The sequence below is a fragment of the Micromonospora sp. NPDC049559 genome (assembly GCF_040676675.1).
Classification (GTDB): domain Bacteria; phylum Actinomycetota; class Actinomycetes; order Mycobacteriales; family Micromonosporaceae; genus JBFAPK01.
This window is the reverse complement of sequence record NZ_JBFAPK010000036.1, coordinates 1-14250: the sequence shown is the minus strand read 5'-3', so window position 1 is coordinate 14250 and position 14250 is coordinate 1. Positions and strand designations below refer to the sequence as shown.

General features: G+C 71.2%; 15 protein-coding genes and 2 pseudogenes. 9 read left to right on the top strand and 8 right to left on the bottom strand.

Features of this window, described 5'->3' with window-relative positions; all coding sequences use genetic code 11:
• Positions 1-150: 150 nt before the first annotated feature.
• Together AB0J86_RS30100 and AB0J86_RS30095 are read left to right on the top strand one after the other, a co-directional pair.
• Complete coding sequence (locus AB0J86_RS30100) at positions 151-402, top strand: hypothetical protein (protein ID WP_363861024.1); 252 nt, start codon at positions 151-153, stop codon at positions 400-402.
• Positions 403-617: 215 nt separating this feature from the next.
• A pseudogene (locus tag AB0J86_RS30095) lies at positions 618-920 on the top strand (transposase); the annotation flags it as partial.
• Between the two features lie 110 nt (positions 921-1030).
• Here the strand turns inward: AB0J86_RS30095 and AB0J86_RS30090 are convergent.
• The 7 genes and pseudogenes from AB0J86_RS30090 to AB0J86_RS30060 form a co-directional block, all read right to left on the bottom strand.
• Entirely contained in the window at positions 1031-2071 is a 1041-nt protein-coding gene (locus tag AB0J86_RS30090; protein ID WP_363861023.1) for an acyl-CoA desaturase, read from the bottom strand.
• 534 nt (positions 2072-2605) lie between these two features.
• Positions 2606-2905 carry a hypothetical protein gene (locus AB0J86_RS30085; protein ID WP_363861022.1) on the bottom strand — a complete coding sequence of 100 codons (300 nt, stop codon included), beginning with the start codon at positions 2903-2905 and terminating at the stop codon, positions 2606-2608.
• 145 nt (positions 2906-3050) lie between these two features.
• The gene (locus AB0J86_RS30080) at positions 3051-3254 is read right to left on the bottom strand and encodes a cold-shock protein (protein WP_121398059.1); all 204 of its coding nucleotides are present in this window, start codon (positions 3252-3254) and stop codon (positions 3051-3053) included.
• Positions 3255-3473: 219 nt separating this feature from the next.
• The gene (locus tag AB0J86_RS30075) at positions 3474-3698 is read right to left on the bottom strand and encodes a hypothetical protein (protein ID WP_363861021.1); all 225 of its coding nucleotides are present in this window, start codon (positions 3696-3698) and stop codon (positions 3474-3476) included.
• A 10-nt stretch (positions 3699-3708) separates the two neighbouring features.
• Positions 3709-4179 (bottom strand): annotated as a pseudogene (locus AB0J86_RS30070) (hypothetical protein); the annotation flags it as partial.
• 246 nt (positions 4180-4425) lie between these two features.
• The gene (locus AB0J86_RS30065) at positions 4426-5103 is read right to left on the bottom strand and encodes a response regulator transcription factor (protein WP_363861020.1); all 678 of its coding nucleotides are present in this window, start codon (positions 5101-5103) and stop codon (positions 4426-4428) included.
• Positions 5091-6275 (bottom strand): histidine kinase, encoded by a 1185-nt coding sequence (locus AB0J86_RS30060; protein ID WP_363861019.1) that lies wholly within the window; start codon positions 6273-6275, stop codon positions 5091-5093. The genes AB0J86_RS30065 and AB0J86_RS30060 overlap by 13 nt, the downstream gene beginning before the upstream one ends.
• Before the next feature lie 131 nt (positions 6276-6406).
• Between AB0J86_RS30060 and AB0J86_RS30055 the strand changes: the two genes are divergently transcribed.
• The 7 genes from AB0J86_RS30055 (at position 6407) to AB0J86_RS30025 (ending at position 12815) form a co-directional block, all read left to right on the top strand.
• Positions 6407-8002, top strand: coding sequence for an alpha/beta hydrolase (locus AB0J86_RS30055; protein WP_363861018.1), 1596 nt, complete (start codon positions 6407-6409; stop codon positions 8000-8002).
• A 192-nt stretch (positions 8003-8194) separates the two neighbouring features.
• Positions 8195-8377: a hypothetical protein gene (locus AB0J86_RS30050; RefSeq protein ID WP_363861017.1), complete on the top strand. Its 183-nt coding sequence runs from the start codon at positions 8195-8197 to the stop codon at positions 8375-8377.
• Between the two features lie 103 nt (positions 8378-8480).
• The gene (locus AB0J86_RS30045; protein WP_363861016.1) at positions 8481-9029 is read left to right on the top strand and encodes a TlpA disulfide reductase family protein; all 549 of its coding nucleotides are present in this window, start codon (positions 8481-8483) and stop codon (positions 9027-9029) included.
• The gene (locus AB0J86_RS30040; protein ID WP_363861015.1) at positions 9026-11023 is read left to right on the top strand and encodes an ABC transporter ATP-binding protein; all 1998 of its coding nucleotides are present in this window, start codon (positions 9026-9028) and stop codon (positions 11021-11023) included. Before AB0J86_RS30045 ends, AB0J86_RS30040 begins: the two co-directional genes overlap by 4 nt.
• Positions 11020-11706, top strand: a complete 687-nt coding sequence (locus AB0J86_RS30035) for a S26 family signal peptidase (protein ID WP_363861014.1) — start codon at positions 11020-11022, stop codon at positions 11704-11706. The genes AB0J86_RS30040 and AB0J86_RS30035 overlap by 4 nt, the downstream gene beginning before the upstream one ends.
• Positions 11707-11779: 73 nt before the next feature.
• Positions 11780-12337, top strand: coding sequence for a MauE/DoxX family redox-associated membrane protein (locus tag AB0J86_RS30030; protein ID WP_363861013.1), 558 nt, complete (start codon positions 11780-11782; stop codon positions 12335-12337).
• A 28-nt stretch (positions 12338-12365) separates the two neighbouring features.
• Complete coding sequence (locus AB0J86_RS30025; protein WP_363861012.1) at positions 12366-12815, top strand: protein phosphatase; 450 nt, start codon at positions 12366-12368, stop codon at positions 12813-12815.
• Between the two features lie 84 nt (positions 12816-12899).
• Here AB0J86_RS30025 and AB0J86_RS30020 read toward each other — a convergent pair whose 3' ends face one another.
• Complete coding sequence (locus tag AB0J86_RS30020) at positions 12900-13706, bottom strand: tRNA(His) guanylyltransferase Thg1 family protein (RefSeq protein WP_363861011.1); 807 nt, start codon at positions 13704-13706, stop codon at positions 12900-12902.
• Positions 13707-14250 lie beyond the last annotated feature (544 nt).

The following is a 14250-nucleotide window of genomic DNA, read 5'->3' as shown; positions in this document are numbered from 1 at the left end:
GAGCGCGGTCGACGTACTGGTGGAGGGGCACGAGCTGGCCCTCGCGCACGTGCCCGACGAGTACGGCCGCTGCCCGTCCTGCGGCGACCTGCTCGACTGCTGGGTGCGGCTCGACCCCGACGGTCCCGCCGTCCTCGCGCCGAGACGCTGATGGGCGACTGCGACCTGCCGAAGCCGGGCGACGTGGTCTGGGTCGGGGCCGAGGCGAGCGTGCAGTTCGCCGGGGACCGGGGGATAACGTTGCGGGTGATCCGGGTGCACGACTGGCCCACCTACCACGGCTGGCGCTGGCTGGACGGGTACGTGCTCAACCGGGCCGGCGACGCCGTCGAGCGGCGCACCGTCTACGTCCAGCCCGCCGGCCTGCGTCCGGTCGTATCCCTTCGCACGGGACGAACCTAGTACTCCAACGTCACTTGGCTTCGGCGTTGGGCGTGGCGCCGACATGGAGACGGCCACCGCGTTGATCATCGATGGTTTGGTGAGGACAACCGACGATCGTGCGGTGGCCGCGTGCCACAGCGCTGACCCCGCCCGGTGGCGGGTCATCCTGGACGAGGCGGTGGCGCGTGTCGCGGGCTGGTTCGCCCGCGCGGAGCCACCCGCGACGGCCGGGCCTGAGGAGGGGCCTCCGCTTGGTCGGGGTCCAACGCCAATCCACGGGCACCGCCGGCCGGATCGAGAACCGCCAGGTCGCCGTGTTCCTCGCCTACATCTCACCCACCGGTCGGGCCCTGCTCGACCGCCGGCTCTACTTCCCCGAGACGACCTGGTGCCACCACCCCGACCGGCCCGCCGCCGCTGGCGTCCCGGACCAGGTCGGGTCCGCCACCAAACCAACCCTGGCCCGACAGATGATCACCGCCGCCCTCGACGCCGGTGTCCCGTTCGGGTGGGTGACCGGCGACGAGGTCTACGGAGACCCGACCCGACGAGCACCGGTGGCTACTCGTCCGCCGCCGGCACGCGATGCTACCCAGTCCCATCATGCGCACGGCGTAGCTCGCAACGTTGGCGCGGTTGGTGGGCTTCAAACCCTGCGGCGGGTCGCGTGTTCGGCGCGCGCCGGTGCGCCCACCTGGTGCAGGTACTGCAGCGCTTGGCGGTACGAGGTGACAAGACTTGTTTGTTCGTACGCGACGCCGATCTCGGCGCAGTACGCCTGCACGATCGGCTGGGCCTTGCGCAGGTTAGGGGCCGGCATGCCGGGAAACAGGTGGTGCTCGATCTGGTAGTTCAGGCCGCCCAACGCCGCGTCGGTCAGCCAGCCGCCGCGGACGTTACGAGAAGTCAACACCTGCTTGCGCAGGTAGTCCTCTTCGCCGGTGGGGTGCGGCATGCCCTTGTGGTTGGGTGCGAACGTCATGCCGAGGTAGACGCCGAACAGCGCCTGGTGCACCAGCAGGAAGGCGATCGCCTGTACCGGTGAGAGGACGATCAGCAGCGCCGACAGGTAGCCGACCGCATGCAGGACCAGCAGGGTGCTTTCCAGGCCGCGGCGCTTCACATTGCGGTTGCGTAGGGCCCTGATGCTCGACACCTTCAGGTCGGCGGCGAGCAGGGTCAGCAGTGGGAAGAACAGAGCGGCCTGATGCCGGGTGATAAAGCCTTTCAGCCCGCGCCGGCCGAGGGCTGACTCCGTAGCCCAGATGAGCACCTCGGGCGCCACATCCGGGTCGAGGTCGTCGTGGTTGGGGTTGTTGTGGTGACGGGTGTGCTTGTCCATCCACCAGCCGTAGCTCATTCCGATGCCGAGGTTCCCGGCGACCCGTCCGGCGATCTCGCTGGGGCGTTTGGTGCGGAACACCTGGCGATGTGCCAGATCGTGCGCGACCAGCGCGATCTGGGTGAAGGTGACGGCGAGGAACGCGGCCGTCGCGAGCTGCCACCAGGATGAGCCGATGAGGAAGAACGCGGTCCAACCACCGAGGAACATGAGCGAGACCACGCTGAGCCGTGCCATGTAGTACGCGGGCCGGCGCCGCATCAGCCCCGCGCCGGTGATCCGGCGGGAGAGGATGGCGAAGTCACTGCCGGTCGTTGTCCGCGACGGCGTCATGGTGATCGTCATGGTCCTATCAAACCGGCCGACGCCTCGGAAGTCAGTAACGCTAGCGTCCGGCCCGACGGGGGGTTAGCACTACCAACTCGAAGCGACGGCCGTGCCCAACGACCCCTGGGCTCGCACGACAGGACGTCCGCTGAGCCGGGTAGGGCGTGCGGGTGGACACCGGGCGGCGCGGCGCAACTGGCCGATGGGAGGTCAGCGTTCGGCCCCGTTCGCGCGCGCAGGCGACGACTTTCGCCTCTCTGGCTCGTCTCGCTGGTGACACTCATGTGCACGAGGAGGAACCATGACGGTCGCCAGCCTGAACAGCGAGCCCCGAGCCTGGCCAGGTGATTCTCAACTTCGAGGCGCCGGACGTGCACGAGGTCCATTCTCACCCTCCGCGACCGGCAGGCGCGATCAAACAAGTCCGGGCCGTCTGCGGGTCCGGGAAGCGCGCCTGTTGTGGCTGGTTCCGTTCGTGACCTACGTGATCGGGCTACCCGTGGTGGCGGGTAGGGAACGACTGCAGGTATTGCCGGTACCTGTTCTATGAGGTCACAGTACCTGGACGGCCATCTTTACTGCCGATGGTGGCGTCGTTTCGTCCACGATGGTGAACGGGTGGCGCAATCGATGCATCGCCAATTCGCCGCAGTCGGATGCACGAGGCGCGGGCTTCTCTTCTTCCGCGGTGGACGGAGCAAGAAACTGTGCCATGCGACCATAGGCCGCAGCAGGGGTCAGGCTCCGGAAAGGCGGAGCGCCGGCAACCGGGTGCCGGTCGCGGCTGAACCCGCCGGGGATCGTCGCCGGGTGGGCGTCGGGTGTGCGCGGTGACGTGGTGATCATGGTCATGCGATACCTTCCTCGAACGGCACGTCGCGACGAAGGCACGGGCCGCGGGCCACGGGACATCGCAAAAACGAGCCTGAACAAATGATAGATAGAACGCCGAACGACGGCCCGCTGAACCAGTCGGGCCGCCGCGGCGCAGCATGGATCAGAGCGAGCGGATATCCGACGCCTGCGGGCCCTTCGGGCCCTGAGTGATGTCGAACTCCACCCGCTGGTTCTCCTCGAGGCTGCGGAAGCCGCTCGCCGAGATCGCCGAGAAATGGGCGAAAACGTCGGCGCCGCCGCCGTCCTGGCTGATGAAGCCGAAGCCCTTGTCGCCGTTGAACCACTTCACGGTACCTGTAGCCATGTCTGCTCCTTCGCAGGCTGTTGAAGACCGCGCTGTGCGGACTCGCACGCCGCCGCGTTGATCACCTGCGCCGGAAACGACACGATAAACGAAAAAAGCGCCTGGCCGGGTTTGGATAACCCATCAGGCGCCGAAACGTCTACGGAAATCAAAACTGCAACTGGGCAACCATAGCACAGGATCCGCCGGTCGCCGCCGGTCCCGTGCGCGCAGCGTCCGTCACAGCACTGGACCGCGAGGTGCAACTTCGATCGCTGCGACGCCTCGGCCGTAGAGTACGACGAGCCGATCACCGTGTTTGGTGCGCAGCACTCCCGAATCCTGCGCCAGTGTCGAGATCACGTGTTCCACAAGCTCGTCCTCGTCGGAGACGTCCGGTTCGTCGTACGTGATGTCCATGCGCTCGCCACCGACGAGCCGGACGCGTAGCACCGTAGTTGCCATGTCGTAGAGGCTAGTCGAGCGGGGTGCCGGGTGCAGTGGTGCGGTCGCGGGCTCCTCGGTCGACTCGCGCAGCCATATGTACCGACGTGGAACCGCTGCTGTAGGTCGCAGGTCGCCCGACACAGGCGACGCTCATACGATGGACCACACGCGGGCGGACGTGACGACAATGGGACATGAGACGAGGTCGTGTCAGTCGCGCCTCCTCGTCGAGAGGAGGGCCGGGAGTCGGCTCCCTCAGCTGGCAGCGGCACCGCCGCTTGCAGTACGCGTAGGGTGGGTGGTGGTTCAGTTTCGTCAACATCGTTGGCGGGCCCAATGCTCCTCGGCCGATCTCGCTGGTGGGCGGGTCGTGACGCTCCCCGGCGTCGGCCTGCCCGATCCAGTTCCGCAGCGCCTCGTGACGCGCGCCGAGCTGCTCGGCCAGGCGCCGGATCACCGGCTTCGGGTCCGACTCGCGGTACAAACGCATAACACGCTGGCGTAGCTCGTCGGGTACTTCTTCGGTGCTGCCACGGACGACTTCCTCACGGCCATCAGACCATGATCAAAAAGCTCCATGAAAGGTGGCTCAGCCTGGATCATCACCGCCACCACAGCGGATGACGCCCTCGCCACATCGCTAGCATCAGCGCACACCCTGCGCTGGTCGATCTGGCGCAAGACCTCCCAACCCGAGCCCGACGATCCCACTGCCAGCGCAGACAGGCGAAGTGACGTTGGGGTACTAGCCGGGGAGGTCGGCGTCGTGGATGAGCAGGGCGACCTGGACCCGGTTGTTGAGGTCCAGCTTGGTCAGCAGCCGGGACACGTGACCCTTCACGGTCGGTACGCTCATGCCCAGCTCGGCGCTGATCTCCGCATTCGACAGCCCGCGGCCGAGCGCGGCTGCCACCTCGCGCTCCCGGTCGGTGAGCCTGGCCAGGCTGGCCCTCGCCCGGCTGCGGCGGGGACCGGCCGCCGGATCGGCGATGTGGTCGATGAGCTGACGGATGACGGTCGGCGACAGGCTGGCCGCGCCGGCGGCGACCGCCCGGATCGCCGTGAGGATGTCGCGCGGCGGCGTGTCCTTGAGCAGGAAGCCGCTGGCCCCGCCGCGCAGCGCCTCGAGGACGTACTCGTCGGCGTTGAACGTGGTCAGGACGATCACGTGCGGCGCCGACGGCCGGCGCCGGATGCGCTGCGTGGCGATCAGGCCGTCGGTCTTGGGCATGCGGATGTCCATGAGGATCACGTCCGGCCAGTGGGCGTCCACCAGCGACACCGCCTCCGCGCCGTTCCCGCCCTCGGCGACCACCTCGATGTCGGGCGAGCCCCCGACGAGGATGCGCAGCCCGGCCCGGACCAGCGGATCGTCGTCGACGATGGCCAACCGGATCGGCCGGCCCGGGTTCAGCTCGGCCATGGCAGCCAGGCATGGAGTCGGAACGTGTCGCCGTGCACGCCGTACTCGATCCGCCCGCCGGCCAGCGCGACCCGCTCGCCGAGGCCGACCAGGCCCATACCGGCGCCCGGTACGGCCGGTCCCCCGGGGGCGGCCGGGTACGGATTGGTGATCGTGATCCGCAGGTCCTCGCCGGCGGCGCCGTCGACCAGCACCTCCACCGTTCCGTCCGGCGCGTGCTTGCGGGCGTTCGTGAGGCCCTCCTGCACGAACCGGTACGCGGTGCGACCGAGGGCCGTGGACGGGCCGGCCGGCTCCACCCGGCAGGCGTACCGGACGTCCATCCCCGTGGCGCGGGCGCTGTCCACGAGTTCCGGCAGGTCGGCGAGGTCCGGCTGGGGCGGCTCCGGCCGGACGTTCCCGCCGTCGCGGAGCACCCCGATGACGGTACGCAGCTCCTGCAGCGCCTCGTGCGCGCTCTCCCGGATCGCCCCGGCGGCGAGCGCCACCTCCTCGTACCGGGCGTCGGTGCGTACCTCCAGGGCCCCGGCGTGCAGGCTGACCAGCGACATGCGATGCGCCAGGACGTCGTGCATCTCGCGGGCGATCCGCGCGCGTTCGGTCAGCCGGGCCTGCTCGACGCGGAGGTGCTGCTCGGCCTCCAGCCGGGCGGCCCGTTCGCGCAGCGAGCCGGTCAGCCGCCGGTGCGCCTGCACGAACAGTCCCCAGCCGATCGCCGCGACGGTGAGGCCCGCGCGCAGCACCACGTCCACCCAGAGCGGGAACGCCGGGTCCCGGTGCAGCAGCGAGTACGCCGCACCGAGCAGAACGTGCGCCACGGCGAGCGGCAGCACGACCAGCGGCCGGCGTCGGATCGCCACGGTGAACAGCGCGACGAGCACGGCGCCGGTCGCCATGACGGAGACCGCGCCGATCGGCAGCAGCACCAGGGCGAGCGCGACCGGCCAGCGTCGACGCAGCACCAGGGCGAGCGCGCACGCGGTACCGACGGCGACGTCGACCGGCCACGGCAGCGCCGCGCCGGGCGTGGTGGCGTCGCCCAGCGGCACCATGCTCGCCCCGTAGAGCAGGGCCACCCCGATCGCGATTCCGTCGGCGACCCGGTCCCGCACCGCCGACCGGCGAGTTCCTGACGGCTCCGGTACGAGGAGAGCGAAGAACAGAGCCGACATGTGCGCAGCGTACGGAATCGCGGCGACGGGCGGGACCTACCAAAGTCGTGGTCGGTACCGGAACCCCGGAAGGGGTCGGCACCGACCACGGGCCGATGTGTGCCGCCGCCGGTCCGGCACACCCTCGACCCATGACCGTTCGACCTGTGACCGCGCGAACCATGACCGTCAAGGATCACCCAACCGTCGCCGGACATCCCTGGCGCCCCGCCGTGGCCGTGCTCGTAGCCGCCGCCTGGGGTGTGGTGGCGGCCAACTGGACGCCGCGCGGGCCGTTGACCAACGCCGAGGCGCTCTGGTCGATCGTGATCAGCGCCTCGGTGGGCCTGGCCGCCGGCTGGAGCAGCCGCTCGCGGTGGGCGATGCTGGTGGCTCCCGCGGCCTTCCTGTTGGCGCTGGAGGCGGCCCGGATCGGGGTACGCGGACCGTCGGTGGACGCGCCGCGGCTGAGCCCGCTCGGGATCGTCGCCCTGCTCGGCGGCCGTGGCGTGCACGGCGCGCTCTCCGTGCTGCCCCTCGTGCTCGGCGCGGCCTACGGCGCGGGTCTGGCCCGCCGAGTCCGGGGCGCTCCCGCCCCTGCCGCTCCTGCCGGCCCTGCTGCCGCCGCCGGCCCTGTCGCCCGGGACGGCTCGGTCCGGGGCGACACCGGGCCCCGCCCGAGCGCCGGTCGCCGGGGTCGGTGGTGGCGGATGGCCCGGCGGACGTGCACGGGCGTACTGACCGCGGCCCTGGCCGCCGTGACGGTGGCGGTGGCGCTGCCCGCCCGTACCGCCCCGCTGGGCCCGAACGGGGTCGCCGAACTCACCCGGGTCGACGTCGGCGGGGCCGGGCTGAACATGATGATCCGCGGAGTCGACGCGACGGCGCCCGTGCTGCTGTTCATCCCCGGCGCGCCCGGCGGCACCGAACTCGGGGCGATGCGTCGGTACCTCGGCGCGCTGGAACGGCGCTTCGTGGTCGCGACCCTCGACCGGCGCGGCGGCGGCGCGTCGTACCCCGCACTGGGCTCCACGGCGACGGGTGCACTGGACGGCGCCGTCGCCGACACCCTCGCCGTCACCGACTACCTCCGGCAACGCTTCCGGCAGGAGAAGATCTACCTGCTCGGGCACTCGGGCGGCTCGATCATCGGTGTGCTCGCCGTGCAGCGGCATCCGGAGAGGTACCGCGCGTACATCGGTACCGGCCAGGCGGTCGACCTCGTGAGCACCGACCGCACCGCCTACCGCGACATCCTGGCGTGGGCCAGGTCCACGGGCCGCGACGGCCTCGCCCGGCAGCTCGCGAGCCAGGGCCCGCCCCCGTACCGGAGCGTCTACGACTACGAGCCGATCATGCTGTACGCACCCCGGGCGTACGACTACGACCACACCCCCAACGCGCCGGGCGCCCTCGGCTTCAACCCGGACGTGCCCGAGTACACCCTGCTCCAGCGGGTGCACATCGTGAACGGGCTCCTCGACGCGTGGAGCGCGCTCTACCCCGACATGCAGCACGTCGACCTCCGCCGCGACGTGCCACGCCTCGCGGTACCCGTCCACTTCGTCCAGGGCGGACACGAGATGCCCAGCCTCGCCGTGCCGTTCGGGGAGTGGTACCAGCGACTCCAGGCGCCGCAGAAGCACCAGTACGTCTTCGAGACCGCCGGGCACCGCGCCATGTTCGAACAACCCGACCGCTTCACCGCGGTGCTGGACGAGATCCTGGCCGGTACGGGCGCCGGGTAGGGGCATAGGTGCTTGCGAATCGGATATCGCCTGTGCGCATATCTGTGCGGTGCCTTCGCGCTTTTCTTGCGGATCGCCATTCACATTGGTAACCATGATTACCAAGGATCGCGGGGGGTCCGGTATTCGCGATGGGATGTCAGGTCCCGGCAACTCCGGCCGCCCGCTCGTCTACCCGGAGGGGAGTTGCAAGTGTTCAAGCACCTGGAAGGGCTGGGCACCCGCCTGCTCGAACGGTTCGTGCCGAGGATCGAGGCGGCGGCGGTGACCTGCTACCGCGGCTGCTGGGACTCGTGCTGGCAGTGCGACTACGACCCGTGCTGCGGGACGACCTGCACGGACGGCTCGTACCACCTCGCCTGCAACGTGCTGTAGGCATTCGATTCGACCATCGTCCCGGCCGGCCGAGAAATGCGTTCCCCGAAATCGGCACCGGCCGGGGCGATGGCCCCCCAGCAATGAGCCAACTGGAGGAGAAGTGCCATTTCTTACCGCCGCCGTCGTTGTCGTGGGTCTGCTGTGTGCGCTGGACCTGATCCTGACGCTGGGCGTCATCAAACGGCTGCGCGAGCATTCGGAACTGCTCTCGAAGCGGGACCAGCCGGCGTTGCGGCCCGCGCTGCCGGTGGGCGGAGAGGTCGGCGAGTTCGCCACTTCCACTGTGGACGGCGAGCCGTTGACCCGGGACGCGCTGCGGGACACCACGCTGGTCGCGTTCTTCTCGCCGACCTGCGCGCCCTGCCGGGAAAAGCTGCCGAAGTTTGTCGAGTTCGCGAAGAGCGTGCCGGGTGGACGGTCGCGGGTCGTGGCCGGGGTGGTCGGCAAGATCGCCGAGGCCGACGACCTGGTGCGCGAGTTGCGCCCGGTCGCCCAGGTCGTCGTGGAGACGTACGACGGCGAGCTGAGCGCGGCCTTCAAGACCAAGATGTTCCCGACCGTGCTGCTGGTCGAGCCGGACCGCGAGGGGCGTCCCGTGGTCGTCGACGACCAGGTGAACCTGGCCCGTCCCCTCGCCGCGATGGCATGAGCGCGGGTGTTGTCCGCCGGGCCGCCGGCTCCACCGGTCCCGAACCGGGCCGGTCCGCCGACGAGGCGGCGAGTTCGCCCGGCCGGTCCGCCAACGCGTCCGGCCGGTCCGCCGACGACGCGGACACGGCGCCCGGCCGGCCCGCGCGGCCCCGGGAGCTGATCCGGCGGGTCCGGCTGGCCGCGGCGCTCGCGGTGCGGGCAGCACCCGGCACCTTCGCGCTCTACCTGGTGCTGACGGCGGTGGCGGGCGCGCTGCCGATCGGCGCCGCGTGGCTCACCAAGCTCGTCGTCGACCGGCTCGTCGCCGGGGCGCCACCGGGCACGCTGGCCGCGCTCGCCGCCGGGCTCGCCCTGGTCGGGGTACTGGCGGCCGTGGTTCCGCAGGTCACCCGGTACCTCCGGGCCGAGCTGGACCGGCGGGTCGGACTGCTGGCGCAGGACCGGCTCTTCGCCGCGGTGGAGCGGTTCGTCGGGCTGGGGCGCTTCGAGAATCCGCACTTCCTGGACCGGTTGCGGCTGGCGCAGCAGGCCGGGGAGGTGGCGCCCTCCTCCAACCAGGCCCTCGACGGTCTGCTGGGGCTCGCCCGGTCGGGCTTCACCGTCGCGGGTTTCCTCGGTTCACTCCTCCTACTCAGCCCGCCGATGACCCTGCTGGTCGTGGCCGCCGGGGTGCCGACGCTGCTCGCGCAGCTCGCGCTTTCCCGGCGCCGGGCGCGGATGTTCTGGGACATCGGCCCCGTCCAACGACGGGAACTCTTCTACCGCCAACTGCTGTGCAGCGTCGACGCGGCCAAGGAGATCCGGCTCTTCGGCACCGGTGCGTTCCTGCGCGGGCGGATGCTGAGCGAGCGGCGGGCCAGCAACGCCGCCAGGCGGGCCGTGGACCGCCGGGAGGTCGCGATCGGCGCGGGCCTGGCGTTGTTGGCGGCGGTGGTGGCCGGCGTCGGGCTGCTCTGGGCGGTTGGCGCGGCCGGTCAGGGCCGGCTGTCGGTCGGCGACGTGACGATCTTCGTGGCCGCGGTGGCGGGGTTGCAGGCGGCCCTCACCAGCGCGGCCCTCGACGTCGCCCGTGCCCACCAGGCCCTGTTGATGTTCGACCACTATCTCGCGGTGACCGCGGCGGGGCCGGACCTGCCGGTGCCCCGACGGCCCCGGTCGCTGCCGCCGCTGAGGCGCGGGATCGAGCTGCGCGACGTGTGGTTCCGGTACTCCGACGACCACCCCTGGGTGCTGCGCGGCGTCGACCTGCACATCCCGTACGGCCGGTCGCTCGCGCTCGTCGGCCTCAACGGCGCCGGCAAGTCCACCCTGGTGGGGCTGCTGTGCCGGTTCTACGACCCGAGCCGGGGCGCGATCCTCTGGGACGGCGTGGACATCCGCGACGCCGATCCGGTCGAACTGCGCCGCCGCATCGGCGCGGTCTTCCAGGACTACATGAACTACGACCTCAGCGCGACGGAGAACATCGCCCTCGGCGACCTCGCCGCCCTCGACGACCGGGAGCGCATCCGGGCGGCGGCGGACCGGGCCGGCATCCACGAGAAGCTCGCGACCCTCCCGCACGGGTACGACACGCTGCTGTCGCGGGTGTTCTTCATGGGGGCCAACCAGGACGATCCCGAGACCGGTGTGGTGCTCTCCGGCGGGCAGTGGCAGCGACTCGCGCTGGCCCGGGCGTTCCTGCGGGACCGGCGCGACCTGATGATTCTCGACGAGCCCTCGGCCGGGCTCGACGCCGAGGCCGAGCACGAGGTGCACAGCTCGCTGCGGCGGCACCGCGACGGGCGGACCAGCCTGCTCGTCTCGCACCGTCTCGGCGCGGTACGCGACGCCGACCACATCGTCGTGCTCGCCGAGGGGCGGATCGTCGAGCAGGGCCGGCACGCCGAACTCCTGGCCGCCGGCGGGGAGTACGCGCGGCTGTTCACGCTCCAGGCGTCGGGATACCGCGCGGGGGCGGCGAGCGAACCCAGGCTGGCGGGTGCGCGATGAGGACCGTCCGGCCCACCGACCCGACGCGACCGGTACGGGTCGTCTCGTCCGAGCCGACGCAAACCCGCCCGGATCGGTGGCGCGGACCCCTGGCCGCTTCCGCCGTACCGCTCGTCGCGGTCCTGTCGTACGCCGGGGCGTGGCTGCTGCTGCGCGCCGGGGCGCCCGACCGGGCGTTGGCCTGCGTCGTCGCCGGGCTCGTGCTCAGCCTCGGCCTGGTGGCGGTCCTGCTGCTGCGCCGCCGGCTCGCCGTGGTGACCGTGCTCGGCGCCAGCATGGAACCCGCCTACCATGACGGGGACCGGGTCCTGGTGCGCCGGACGGCCGCGTTCACGCCCGGACAGGTAGTGGTCGCGGAGAGTCCTCGTGCCGGTCGCGGCTGGCCGCAGCCGCCGCTGGGCCGTACGGCCGGCGGGGGCGCGGTCGCCGGCCGTACCTGGATCATCAAGCGGGTGACGGCGGTGCCGGGCGACCCGGTGCCGCGCGAGCGAGTACCCGCGCTGGCCCGGGTGCCCGGGGCCACGGTGCCGCCGGGCAAGCTCGTCCTCCTCGGGGACAACGCCGAGGCCAGCATCGACTCCCGGCAACTGGGCTACTTCCCGGCCGAGCGGGTGCTGGGGGCGGTGCTCCGCCAGCTTTCGACAGACCCGCTTCCGCGCCGGGAAGAGCGTCGCCTTACGTGAACAAGCCCCGGTCGCGCGCCGTCCGGGGCGACGGCGTTCGAGCCGGGAAACCGCCGTCGAGGGAGAGCCGACCGTGTCGTACGTCCTGGTATTCACCCACTGCCTGATCGGCGTGGTCTTTCTCGCCTCGGGGCTGAGCAAGCTGGGCGGTCGCCGGCGGTTCCGGGAGTTCGCGTCGTCCGTGGCCGACCTGCGGCTGCTGCCGGAACGGCTGGTGACGCCGGTAGCGGCGGCCGTCGCCGTGGGCGAACTCGCCGTGCCGGCGCTGCTCGTCGCGGCGTCGGCACGGTCGCTGCCGGTCGCCGCCCTCACCCTCGCCGCCCTCGCCCTCGCCGGCGTGCTGCTGAGCGCGTTCACGGTCGCGATCGTCGTGGTGCTGCACCGGGGTACGCCCGCGTCCTGTCGCTGCTTCGGCGGCGGGACGGCGGCGCCGTTCGGGTGGCACCACGTCGCGCGCAACGCCGCCCTCGCGCTCGTGGCCGGCCTCGGCGTCCACGCCGCACTCCGGTCACCGATCCTGGACCCGCAGGTGGTCCTGCTCGGGGCGCCACCCGCGCTGGTCGCGGCGCTGGTCATCGTCCGGCTGGACGACATCGCGGAACTGTTCACCCCACTGTCGAAGGCACGGTAGCCGGTTGGTTTCTGGTATCTGTTTCCTCGTGACCGACCTGTGGGATCCCAGCCGTCCGGACGTGTTGCGCCTCCCGTCGGGGCGGCTGGTCCGTGGGCGCGCCCTGCAGCGACCGCTGCCGCCGGGGCCGACTCCCACCTTCGCCGTCTACCTGCTCGGCAAGCCACCGCCGCCCGTCGACTGGGAGAGCCGGTGGTTGCGGTGGCCGGACTTCCGCCTGCCCACCGACCGGGCGTACGCGCGGAACCTCCTCCACGAGGCGTGGCGGCGTTCCGGTACCGAGCGCGTCGAGGTCGCCTGCGGCGGCGGTCGGGGCCGCACCGGTACCGCCCTCGCCTGCCTGGCGGTCATCGACGGGGTGCCGCCCGAACGGGCGGTCGCCTTCGTCCGGGAGCACTACGACCGGCGTGCGGTCGAGACGCCCTGGCAGAAACGGTACGTGGCCCATTTCGACGCCCCCTCGCCGATCGGCCGATAGCGCCGGCTGCCCGTACGCGCGGGTCCGTCGGTGCTGTCCCGACCGGGTGCTCCGACCGGGAACTGTCGACAGCACGTCGAACCCTCATCCCAGGGCGCTCGCCGCCGGCAGCACTCCGGCGAACGGTGGCATGGCCGGGATCGACTGCGGCAGCCAGGTGCCCGCGTTCAGGACGAAGTGCGGGGCGTCCCGCACCTCCCACCACGAACGCATCGCCGACACCGTCTGCGGTTGCTGGGTGCGCCTGTGAACGAACGTCACCTCTCGCTCGCCTGACGCCTTCACCACCACCCGGCCACGCTTCGCCCCCACCGGGTAGTCGTTCCAGTTGATCTGCTTCTCGGCCCACAGCAACTCCTGCATCTGGCGGGTGTTCACCCCGTGCAGCCGCTGATGCGAGAACTGGGCCTGCGCCGCCATCGTGATCGAGTTGCGGACCGCGTCCCGCTGCCGCCACAGGAAGTAGTTCGCCACCTCCACGGGATCCGAGATGGTGAACACGCGGGCGTCGAACGTGGCCGGCTTGCCCGGCCGGCGGGCACACAGGGCGGCGGTGGCGACCGCGGCCGACGTTGACACAATCTTCTGAACTTCACCGCCGAACCACGGCTGCGTGTTCGCGCCCTGGAAGTCCACCACCAGCAGGCTGATCTCGTCCGACTGGGTGTAGGCGAACACGGTGCCCGACACCTCGGCACACAGCGCCTGGGCGACGACGTCCATGTCGGCCATGAACTGGTAGTCGTAGGGCCTGTCGGCGTCGCGCAGATAGGAGTGGAAGGCGCGCCCGTCCACTCGGATCAGGGTGTAGGTGCGGCGGGGCAGCACCGTCTGGGTGACCCGCTCGTACCTCTTCATGCGGTCGGCGAGCGAGTCCCGGTCAATGCTCATGGCGCACCTTTCTCTCGGGCGGCTGCCGCACGGCACGCGCCTCGGCGCACCTCTGCCGAAGCCGGACCGCCTGCTCTGGGGCGGACCGCCCACTCTGGGGCAAGCGGGGCGAGCCGCGCGGGGTCGCTGTCGCGACATTGTCCGCCAGCTTCGCCAGCCGGCCGAGCGGATTCGCCACCGCCTCGGTGGACCAGCCCCCGGGTACGCCCTGCCCCGGGTGCTCCGGTTCCCCGAGGGTGCCTCCCGTGACTGGTACACCAGAGACGTCATTCGCCCCGGCGGATAACGTCTCTGGCGTACCAGTCACGCGCGGGAGTGCTTTCCGTCGCCGGCTGCGCCGCGTTTACGGCCCACGGTCGGGCTGCATGCGTCGTTACCTGAACGTCAGGTGCGTTATCGGTGTCCGGTAGCGCTTCTGGTGTCCAGGTGACGGTGGCGCGGTATGGCGGGAGGCCGGTCGCGGGATGGTGTGGTCTCTCGCGACCTGGGCGGCCTGTCCGTTTTGGGGTGACCGGCGGCACGGTTTCGGCGGAATGCTGGCTGG

What these genes read in the sequence shown, in the direction of transcription:
- AB0J86_RS30100 (WP_363861024.1), top strand. Translation starts at nt 151, where the DNA reads ATGGGCGACTGCGACCTGCCGAAGCCGGGCGACGTGGTCTGGGTCGGG.
- AB0J86_RS30090 (WP_363861023.1), bottom strand. Translation starts at nt 2,071, where the DNA reads ATGACGATCACCATGACGCCGTCGCGGACAACGACCGGCAGTGACTTC.
- AB0J86_RS30085 (WP_363861022.1), bottom strand. Translation starts at nt 2,905, where the DNA reads ATGACCATGATCACCACGTCACCGCGCACACCCGACGCCCACCCGGCG.
- AB0J86_RS30080 (WP_121398059.1), bottom strand. Translation starts at nt 3,254, where the DNA reads ATGGCTACAGGTACCGTGAAGTGGTTCAACGGCGACAAGGGCTTCGGC.
- AB0J86_RS30075 (WP_363861021.1), bottom strand. Translation starts at nt 3,698, where the DNA reads ATGGCAACTACGGTGCTACGCGTCCGGCTCGTCGGTGGCGAGCGCATG.
- AB0J86_RS30065 (WP_363861020.1), bottom strand. Translation starts at nt 5,103, where the DNA reads ATGGCCGAGCTGAACCCGGGCCGGCCGATCCGGTTGGCCATCGTCGAC.
- AB0J86_RS30060 (WP_363861019.1), bottom strand. Translation starts at nt 6,275, where the DNA reads ATGTCGGCTCTGTTCTTCGCTCTCCTCGTACCGGAGCCGTCAGGAACT.
- AB0J86_RS30055 (WP_363861018.1), top strand. Translation starts at nt 6,407, where the DNA reads ATGACCGTTCGACCTGTGACCGCGCGAACCATGACCGTCAAGGATCAC.
- AB0J86_RS30040 (WP_363861015.1), top strand. Translation starts at nt 9,026, where the DNA reads ATGAGCGCGGGTGTTGTCCGCCGGGCCGCCGGCTCCACCGGTCCCGAA.
- AB0J86_RS30035 (WP_363861014.1), top strand. Translation starts at nt 11,020, where the DNA reads ATGAGGACCGTCCGGCCCACCGACCCGACGCGACCGGTACGGGTCGTC.
- AB0J86_RS30020 (WP_363861011.1), bottom strand. Translation starts at nt 13,706, where the DNA reads ATGAGCATTGACCGGGACTCGCTCGCCGACCGCATGAAGAGGTACGAG.